6 protein-coding genes and 2 pseudogenes are annotated in these 9,453 nt (G+C 69.5%); 5 read left to right on the plus strand and 3 right to left on the minus strand.

Features of this window, described 5'->3' with window-relative positions; genetic code table 11:
* A pseudogene (locus RIM90_RS26945) lies at positions 1-265 on the plus strand (mannose-6-phosphate isomerase, class I); the annotation flags it as partial.
* Positions 266-776: 511 nt separating this feature from the next.
* Complete coding sequence (locus RIM90_RS26950) at positions 777-2,090, plus strand: cellulase family glycosylhydrolase (protein ID WP_309063357.1); 1,314 nt, start codon at positions 777-779, stop codon at positions 2,088-2,090.
* Here the strand turns inward: RIM90_RS26950 and RIM90_RS26955 are convergent.
* Positions 2,021-3,061 carry a LacI family DNA-binding transcriptional regulator gene (locus tag RIM90_RS26955; protein ID WP_309063351.1) on the minus strand — a complete coding sequence of 347 codons (1,041 nt, stop codon included), beginning with the start codon at positions 3,059-3,061 and terminating at the stop codon, positions 2,021-2,023. The genes RIM90_RS26950 and RIM90_RS26955 overlap by 70 nt on opposite strands.
* A complete protein-coding gene (locus RIM90_RS26960; protein WP_309063352.1) occupies positions 3,058-5,457 on the minus strand; it encodes a glycoside hydrolase family 2 protein in 2,400 nt (799 codons plus the stop codon). Before RIM90_RS26960 ends, RIM90_RS26955 begins: the two co-directional genes overlap by 4 nt.
* Positions 5,458-5,725: 268 nt before the next feature.
* Here RIM90_RS26960 and RIM90_RS26965 point away from each other — a divergent pair, with 268 nt between their 5' ends.
* From RIM90_RS26965 to RIM90_RS26975, 3 genes are all read left to right on the plus strand, one after another.
* The gene (locus RIM90_RS26965) at positions 5,726-7,045 is read left to right on the plus strand and encodes an ABC transporter substrate-binding protein (RefSeq protein ID WP_309063353.1); all 1,320 of its coding nucleotides are present in this window, start codon (positions 5,726-5,728) and stop codon (positions 7,043-7,045) included.
* A 100-nt stretch (positions 7,046-7,145) separates the two neighbouring features.
* On the plus strand, positions 7,146-8,102 hold the full coding sequence (locus RIM90_RS26970) for a sugar ABC transporter permease (RefSeq protein WP_309063354.1): 957 nt from the start codon (positions 7,146-7,148) through the stop codon (positions 8,100-8,102).
* Complete coding sequence (locus RIM90_RS26975) at positions 8,099-8,944, plus strand: carbohydrate ABC transporter permease (RefSeq protein ID WP_309063355.1); 846 nt, start codon at positions 8,099-8,101, stop codon at positions 8,942-8,944. Before RIM90_RS26970 ends, RIM90_RS26975 begins: the two co-directional genes overlap by 4 nt.
* Before the next feature lie 125 nt (positions 8,945-9,069).
* Here the strand turns inward: RIM90_RS26975 and RIM90_RS26980 are convergent.
* Positions 9,070-9,174: pseudogene (locus tag RIM90_RS26980) on the minus strand (aldo/keto reductase); the annotation flags it as partial.
* Positions 9,175-9,453: the final 279 nt, after the last annotated feature.

Here is a 9,453-nt window from a genome sequence, read left to right on the forward strand (position 1 = left end):
CCACGAAGAGGTGTACCCGGTGCCCGTCGACGACTTCCGGCTGTCACGTCTCGTGCGGGGAGCGGGAGACAGCGCCCGCGTACTGCCCGGGTCCCGGCCGCAGATCCTGGTGTGCACCGGGGGCACGGTCCGCCTCGCCACCACCGGGGACGAGGTCGTGCTCGAAGCGGGCGGGTCCGCCTACGTGCCGACCGGGGAAGAGGTCACCGTCTCCGGTGCGGGAACGGTCTTCCGGGCCACCACCGCACCGGGGGGCGACAACTGAACCACAACTAAACTTAACCGGTTTCGCTCGAGCTGCTGTATGTGCGGAATCCTCGTTCCAGCCTCTCTGCCGGCCGCCGATCGAGGGGGCTTTGGGTCATCTCTTTCGACGCGAGGACGTCAAGGGGTGTCCTTGATCGGTGACTCGGCGTCCCGCTGCCCGGTGTGAGCCGCGTTCGAAAAGCCGGGCAGCGGGATGTCCAACCGGCTCGGCACTTTGCCCTCTCGGTCCGCCGGCGCCCCACGCCGGGACAGGCCGGGCGAGCCGGAACCACAACCCCACGATGACCGGCTGTGCCGTGCCGCGCGGGCCCGTCCGGCGTCCGGCCGCACGAGCCACCACCTTGGGAGCACCATGAGGAAGAGACTGGCCACCGCAGCGGGAGCGTTGCCGGCCCTGGCTTCCGCGGTCCTGGCCGCACCGTCCACCGCACCAGGCCGAGACGCAGGCCGCGCCGGGCTTTCACGTCGCCGACGGACGGCTCCTGGACGCGAACGGCAGGGACTTCGTCCTGCGCGGCGTCAATCACGCCCACGCCTGGTACCCCACCAGGACCGCGCAAGCCCTGAAGGCCATCAAGGCACTGGGCGCCAACTCCGTGCGCGTGGTGCTCGCCACGGGCGACCGCTGGGCCAAGAACGGCACCGCCGGCGTGGCGGCCGTCGTGTCGCAGTGCAAGCAGAACCGGCTCGTCTGCGTCCTGGAGGCGCACGACACCACCGGTTACGGCGAGCAGGAAGGAGCCGTCCCGCTCTCCCGCGCCGTCGACTACTGGATCAGCGTCAAGGACGCGGTGAGGGGTCAGGAGAAGTACGTCATCCCGAACATCGGGAACGAGCCGTACGGCAACGGCGATTCCGGACTCACGCCGTGGACCGCCGACACCAGGAAAGCGATCGACCGCATGCGGGCGGCCGGATTCGACCACACGCTCATGGTCGACGCCCCCAACTGGGGCCAGGACTGGTCTCTCACGATGCGTGACCACGCCGCGGAGGTATTCGCCGCGGGCCCCGCGAAGAACACGGTGTTCTCGGTCCATATGTACGCTGTGCTCAACACCGCCGATGAGGTGAGGGATTGCCTCAACCGGTTCACCTCCCAGCGCCTTCCTGTCGTCGTCGGGGAATTCGGCGACATGCACTCAGACGGCGATCCGGACGAGAACGCCATCATGTCCACCGCGCAGCGGCTCGGGGTGGGGTACCTCGGCTGGTCGTGGAGCGGCAACGGCGGCGGTGTCGAGTACCTGGACATGGCCACCGGCTTCGACGCCACGCGTCTCACCACCTGGGGGCAGCGCATCTTCTCCGGCGCCAACGGCATCCAGCAGACGGCCGAGGAAGCCGGCGTCTTCGCCGACAGCGGTCCGGCCACCGGGAGTTGCGCGGTCGGCTACCGCATCAGCGACTGGGGCGACTGGTTCAACGCGGACGTCACCATCCGCAACACCGGCACGACGGCCGTCAAGGGCTGGCAGCTCGCGTTCGCCTTCCCCGGCGGGCAGAAGCTGAACCGGGCGTGGAACGCCAAGGCCGTCCAGCAGGGCAGCGAGGTCCGGGCGGCCAACGAGTCCTGGACGGAGACCATCCCGGTCGGCGGCACGGTGAGCTTCGGCTTCAACGGCTCGTCCACCGGCGCCAACGGCGTCCCGGCCGCCTTCGCTCTCAACGGCAGTACCTGCGCGAAGAGCTGGCACCGCGGCTCCCGGCGTGCCAGAGGGCCGCGTCCGCACCGGACGCGGCCCTCTCCGTGTCACGGGGACTGCGTGCCCGGTGCCGGAGCGGTGGAACCGCGCGGGGTCAGCGACGGCGTCGGCACCTGATGACCAGCCGTGTGCGCGCCGCCGATCACCTCGAAGAGCACGCGCGCCACCTCGGCGCCGAAGTGGTGCACGTCGTGGCTCATGGCCGACATCGTCGGGTGGGTGATCCGGCACAGCTGGGAGTCGTCCCACGCCAGCAGCGACAGATCGTCGGGAACGGTGAATCCCATCTCCGCCGCCACACCCGCCCCCGCGACCGCCATGATGTCGTTGTCGTAGACGATCGCGGTCGGCCGGTCGGCGGCGAGCAGCAGGGTGCGGGTGGCCCGGGCCCCCTCCTTCTCGTCGAATCCGGTCGCGATCTGCCGCGCCTCCTTCAGGCCCAGCTCCCGAACGGTGTCGGCGAAGGCACGGGCCCGGATGGCGCTGTGCCCCAGGTCGGCCGGCCCGCCGACACGGGCGACGCGCCGATGGCCGAGGGCCGCCAGGTAGCGGACGGCCTCGGCGACCGCGGACGCGTCGTCCGTCCACACCGCCGGGAAGGGGCCGGTGAGAGAAGGATGGCCGACGGCGACCGCGGGCAGGCCCAGGCCCCGCAGGGCGGGCACCCGGGGATCGTCCTCGCGGAAGTCCACCAGGATCGCGCCGGCGATCATCCGGCCGCGCCACCATTCCCTGTGGACCGCGATCTCCTCGTCGAGGTCGCGCACCAGCCGCAACAGCAGCGAGCAGGACCGCTCCGCCAGGATGCTCTCGATGCCCGAGACGAAGTCCATGTAGAACGGCTCCAGGCCGAGCAGCCGGGCCGGCCGGCACAGGACCAGCCCGATGATGTCGACCCGCTGGCTGGACAGGCTGCGGGCGGTGGAACTCGGGGCCCAGCCCAGCTCCCGGGCCACCGCGAAGATCCGCTCGCGGGTGGCCTCGGAGACGCCGGGCTTGTGGTTGAAGGCGAGCGACACCGCCCCCTTGGACACCCCGGCCCGGGCCGCGACGTCCTTGATGGTGACGCGCTCCGTGGAGGCGCTCACACCGGTTCCACACAGAACAGGGCGGCCCTGACGTCGTCGGCGGTGACGGTGCCACAGCCGTGCACGCGGATGCGTGTCCGCTCGCCGGGCAGCAGGGTCTGCCGGCCGCGGTCGCAGGCGACGGCCTGACCGAGCCGGTCGGGCTGGAGCAGGAGGTCTCTGACGAGGGTACGGGCGCTCACCACGACGTCGACTCTATCCCCCTGACCGGATACGGGCTCCAGAGTGACGTCGAAGCGGGGGCGGGGGTAGGCGAAGTCCTTGTCGGGGACGGGGAAGTGCAGAGCGCGCAGCCCGTCGGCGTCGGCGACCAGGAACTCCTTCGCGGACCGCGCGTCCGGTACGAGCTCCTCGGGCACCGCGGCCCTGGCGACGGCACGGGGGTCCGCGACCACCTCGAGAACGGTCGCGCCGACCGTGGTTCCGTCCGCTCGCACCCGCCGCAGCGTCACCGGCGTCCGCCAGGGCTCGGCGGACTGGTTGACCGCGGCGAGCACGAGACCGTCGTCGCCGGGCTGCAGGGTCAGGAGCCGGTCGGCGTACACGCGGCGCAGCTCGTGGTAGAGGGGCTTGGGGCGGCCGTCTCCGTCGATGGCGGCCCAGGAGGTGACGGGCCAGCAGTCGTTGAGCTGCCAGACGACGGTGCCGGCGCAGACGGGCCAGTGTGCGCGCCAGTGCTCGATGCCCGCGGCGACCGCGCGGGCCTGCACGAGCTGGGTCAGGTAGTGCCACCGGTCGAAGTCGTCGGCGGGCAGGTCGAAGTGGCGGGCGACGCCGCGGTTCAGCTTGCCGTTGCCGTCCTCGGCCTTCTGGTGGTGGAGCATGCCCGGGGAGTCGGGGGCGAGATCCTCGCCGGGCAGGGCACGACGCAGCGTGGCCAGCGTCGGCGGTGCCTGCCAGCCGAACTCGGCGACGAAGCGGGGCACGCTCGCCCGGTACTCGGCGTAGTCCTGGCGGTTCCACACCTCCCAGGAGTGATGGGTGCCGTGGGCCGGGTCGTTGGGGTGGTGGTCCCAGGAGCCGGACCAGGGGCTGCCCGCGGTGTAGGGACGGGTGGGGTCGAGTTCGGCGACGACGCGGGGCAGCAGGCCGAGGTAGTAGCCCTCGCCCCAGGAGTCGCCCGCGAGGGGTGCCTCCCAGTCCCAGTCGCGGAAGCCCCACAGGTTCTCGTTGTTGCCGTTCCACAGGACCAGCGACGGGTGCGGCATCAGTCGGACAACGTTGTCGCGGGCCTCGGCCTCGATCTCGCCGCGCAGCGGCTGTTCCTCCGGGTAGGCGGAGCAGGCGAAGAGGAAGTCCTGCCAGACCATCAGCCCGAGTTCGTCGCAGGCGTCGTAGAAGGCGCGGTCCTCGTAGATGCCGCCGCCCCAGACCCGTACGAGGTCGACGCCCGCCTCGGCGGCCTGGGTCAGCCGTGTGCGGTAGCGCTCGGGGGTGACGCGGGAGGGGAAGGCGTCATCGGGGATCCAGTTGACGCCGCGGGCGAAGATCCGTACGCCGTTGACCACGAGGGTGAATCCGGTGCCGTGTTCGTCGGCCGAGCGGTCCAGCTCGATGGTGCGGAAGCCGATCCGGCGGTGCCAGGTGTCCAGCGGGCCGCCCTCGTCGCTCAGGGTGAGGCGAAGGTCGTACAGGGGCTGTTCGCCGTAGCCGCGGGGCCACCACAGGCTCGGGTCCGGCACCTCCAGGTGCAGCACCGCCTCGTCGCCGGCCAGGACGGCCTCGGCGCGGGCGCCGGCCACCCGGGCCTCCGCGCGCAGCGTGCGTCCCCGTCCCTGCGCGGTGCGTTCGATCTCCAGCCGCACCTCCACCCGGCCGGTTCCCCCGTCCACGGTGACCAGCGGGCGGACGTCGGCGATGCGGGCGGTGGACCAGTGCTCCAGCCGCACCGGCCGCCAGATGCCGGCGGTCACCAGCGTCGGCCCCCAGTCCCAGCCGAAGTTGCAGGCCATCTTGCGGATGTACTGCGAGGGCTCCGGGTAGACGTTGGGCCGCTCCCCCGTGACCGCACGGACCGCCGCGGCCTCGTCGTAGGCGGAGGCGAAGCGGATCTCCAGCCGCCCGGTCCGGCCCGTGACGTCGAACCGGTAGCGGCGGTGCATGTTGCGGGTGGCGCCGACCGGGCGGCCTCCCAAGGTGATGTACGCGGCCGTGTCCAGGCCGTCGAAGACCAGGTCGGTGCGCTCGTGCCCGCTGTCGTGTCCGAGGTGGCGGACGTACGTCCAGGCACGACGGCCCACCCAGTCGACGTCGGTCTCGTTGCGGCCCAGGAACGGATCGGGGATGACCCCGGCGGTCAGCAGATCGGTGTGGACGCAGCCAGGCACCGCGGCCTCCAGCACATCGTCTCCATGGCGCAGGCTCCAGCCCTCGGTGAGCTGGGTGACGTCCTTCATGGTGCGGCTCCAATCGCCCGACTCGGGCAGGTGGACGGACAACGGCGGTCAACCTAACCTGCTGACCAGCCCTTGTCCATAAACCGGTCTAGTGACCGCATTCGGCCATCGCCATCCAGTCTTCGCAGATAGAACCCCACCCTCTCCATGCTCCGGTAACGATTATGCATCGCGCTCGAAATCTGAGCTTTACCGGTTAACTGAGGACTGACATAGTGCCGACATCCCACCCGCAGAGCTGAGCCGCAATCCTGAAGGAGCTGGGCACATGGGGAAGAAGAAGACGCTCACGGGAGCGCTTCTGGCCGCCGCGATCATGACCGTCGCGGGATGCAGTGGCCAGGGCGCGGCGTCCGGTGAGACGGCGAAGGCACCCGCCGACCCCGCCGACGCCTCGGGCACCATCAAGGTGCTGACCCACCGCACCGACCTCGTCCAGAACGGGACGATGGACAAGTACGCCGCCGAGTTCAACAAGACCTACCCCGAGGTGAAGGTGAGGTTCGAGGCCCTCACCGACTACGAGGGGGAGGTCAAGATCCGGATGAACACCGAGGACTACGGTGACGTCCTGATGATCCCGGCCGCCGTCGCCAAGAACGACTACCCGAAGTTCTTCGCCCCGCTGGGCAGCACCGCGGAGCTGGGCGACAGGTACCGCTTCAGCGACAAGGCCGAGGTCGGCGGCAAGGTCTACGGCGTCAGCACCTTCGGCACCGCCAACGGCTTCCTCTACAACAAGGCGGTCTGGAAGAAGGCCGGCATCACCGACTGGCCCGCCACACCGGAGGAGTTCGTCGACGACCTGAAGACGATCAAGTCCAAGACGGACTCGGTGCCGTACTACACGAACTTCAAGGACGGCTGGCCGCTGACCGCATGGAGCAACAACATCGGCTCGGTCACCTGTGACGCCAAGGCCAATGACAAGCTCGCCGGGCCCGTTTCCCCGTGGAAGCGGGGCAGCGAACTGCACACGATCGACTCGCTCCTCCACGACATCGTCGAGGGCGGCCTGTCCGAGAAGGACCCCAACACCACGAACTGGGAGGCGTCCAAGGACATGATTGCCCGGGGCAAGGTCGCCACCATGCAGTTGGGTTCCTGGGCCATCACCCAGATGCGGGCCGCGGCCGAGAAGGCCGGCACCGATCCCGATGACATCGGCTTCATGCCCTTCCCGGCGCGGAAGGACGGCAAGTACTGCGCCGTCCTCGCCTCCGACTACCAGCAAGCGGTCAACATCCACTCCGACCACAAGACCGCCGCGCGGGCCTGGGTCGACTGGTTCACCGAGAAGTCCGGCTTCCCGGCGAAGGAGGGCGCGGTCCCCGCACTGAGGTCCGCCCCCATGCCCGACACACTCGAGGACTTCGTTGACAACGATGTCAACTTCTTGGAGCGTTCCGAGGCCGAGACCGGCGCGGTGAACGCCATCGACAACGCGGCCGAGATCGGCCTGAACAAGCCGGACTACCGCCAGAAGCTCGTCGACACCGCGCGCGGCGCGCAGCAGGGCAGCCTCTCGGATTTCTTCGCGGACCTCGACAAGAGGTGGAACGAGGCGGCCGGCACCGTCGCTCCCTGACCCCGCCGGCTCCTCTTCCACCAGACGTCGCCGGCCCCGCCCGGACCAGCGGACGGGGCCGGCCGCCCGTCGCAGATCAGCGGACGATGAAAGGCCCGACATGACCGAGACGACCCACACGGCACCCGCGAAGGTGCCGCGCGCCACCGCCCCGCCTCCCGGAACGGCGCATCGCTCCTCGCCCCCGCGCGGCAGTGCGCTGCGCCGCGTCACCCCCTGGCTCTTCCTCGCCGTCCCCCTGGCGCTGCTGGTCACGTTCACCTACGTGCCCGTGGGGAACATGATCTACTACAGCTTCACCGACTGGGACGGCGTCAGCCCCGACCGGAACTTCACCGGCCTCGACAACTACGAGCAGATCTTCACCCGGCCCGAGCTGTTCCGGGTGTTCTTCGTCAGCTTCTACTACCTCGCCGCCTCCGCCGTGCAGATCGTGATCGCCCTGTACTTCGCGACCGTGCTCAGCTTCAATCTGCGCTTCCGCAACCTGTTCAAGGGGATCCTGTTCTTCCCCTACCTGATCAACGGCGTGGCGATCGGCTTCGTGTTCCTGTACTTCTTCCAGGACGGCGGCACGCTCGACTCGGTGCTGTCGTGGTTCGGCGCCGACTCCGACCATGCGTGGCTCGGCGACCCGGTGTCGGCGAACACCTCGCTGGCCGGCGTGTCCGTCTGGCGTTTCACCGGGCTGAACTTCGTGCTGTTCCTGGGCGCGATCCAGTCGATCCCCGCCGAGCTGTACGAGGCGGCCCAGCTGGACGGGGCCACGCGCTGGCAGCAGTTCCGGCACATCATCGCCCCGAGCATCCGTCCGGTGGTCAGCCTGAGCGTGATCCTGGCGATCTCCGGATCCCTGGCGGTGTTCGAGATTCCCTACATCATGACCGGCGGCGCGACCGGCACCACGACCTTCGTCATCCAGACGGTCAAGCTCGCCTTCCAGTTCAACAAGACGGGCCTGGCGTCGGCTGCCGCAGTCGTCCTGCTGCTGATCATCCTGCTGATCACCTGGATCCAGCGCCGCCTCGTGCCCGACGAGAAGGTAGACCTCGTATGACCACGCCCCTGCCCGCGCGGCGCCGCCGAGTCGCGCCCGCCCTGACCTACCTGTCGCTGATCCTCACGTCGCTGGTCGTGCTGATCCCGCTCGTCGTCGTCTTCCTCACCTCTCTGAAGACCTCCGAGGAGGTAGCCGACGGCGGCGCCCTGTCGCTGCCGGGCGACTGGCTCAACTTCGACAACTACGTGACGGCGTTCAACGACGGCAAGATGCTGTCCGCCTTCGGCAACACCGCCGTCATCCTGCTGTTCTCCATCACCGGCACGGTCGTCATCGGCTCGATGACCGCGTACGCCATCGACCGCTTCGACTTCCGGGCGAAGAAACCGATCATGGCGCTGTTCCTGATCGCCACGCTGGTCCCCGGAGTCACCACCCAGGTCGCGACCTTCCAGGTGGTCAACAGCTTCGGCCTGTTCAACAGCCTCTGGGCACCGATCCTGCTCTACATGGGGACGGACATCGTCTCGATCTACATCTTCCTGCAGTTCATCCGGGGCATCCCCGTCTCCCTCGACGAGGCCGCGCGCCTGGACGGGGCGAACTCGTTCACCATCTACTGGAAGATCATCCTGCCCCTGCTGAAACCGGCCGTCGCCACGGTCGTGATCATCAAGGGGATCACCGTCTACAACGACTTCTACATCCCCTTCCTCTACATGCCCTCGGAGGACTTGGGGACGATCTCCACCGCGCTGTTCCGCTTCAAGGGGCCCTTCGGCGCGCACTGGGAGAACATCTCGGCCGGCGCCATCCTGGTGATCGCCCCGACCCTGCTCGTGTTCCTCTTCCTCCAGCGCTACATCTACAACGGCTTCGCGCAAGGCGCGACCAAATGACACCGCCCGGCTCCACGACCACCGCCCGCGGAGCCGGGGTCGCGCGAGACGCGGGACGGCGGGCACGACACCGCCACCGGCCTCACCGACGCGATCGTCGCCCGGTGGCAGGCACCGGTCGCGGGACGTGCGAGCAGGGCCTTGCCGACGATCTCCTCCGGGACGCCGGCGGAGTACACGTCCGCGGTGGCGACGAAGCCGATGCCCGCGTCGAGGGCGCGGTGGACGATCTGCAGCGCCACGGTGTGGGCGTGGACGGGCCGGCTTGGCGCCACCGGTGGCGGACATGCCGTAGTGCGGTCCAGGCGCCTCGACCTCTCCGAAGACGGGCTGGGCCGCGACAACGGCACCGGAGGTGGGAGGGACCCCGGCCGCCGCACGACTGGGGTTCCTCGATGCGGTGAGTGTCGGTCAGCGGGTGGAATCGCCTGCGCCGTCATCCGCTCGCCCGCACCCCTGCAGACCGCACCAGATCACGGTCACCGTGGACCGGGAAGGTCAGCGCCGCA

The sequence above is a fragment of the Streptomyces sp. genome (assembly GCF_031181555.1).
GTDB classification, from domain to species: Bacteria; Actinomycetota; Actinomycetes; order Streptomycetales; family Streptomycetaceae; genus Streptomyces; species Streptomyces fimbriatus.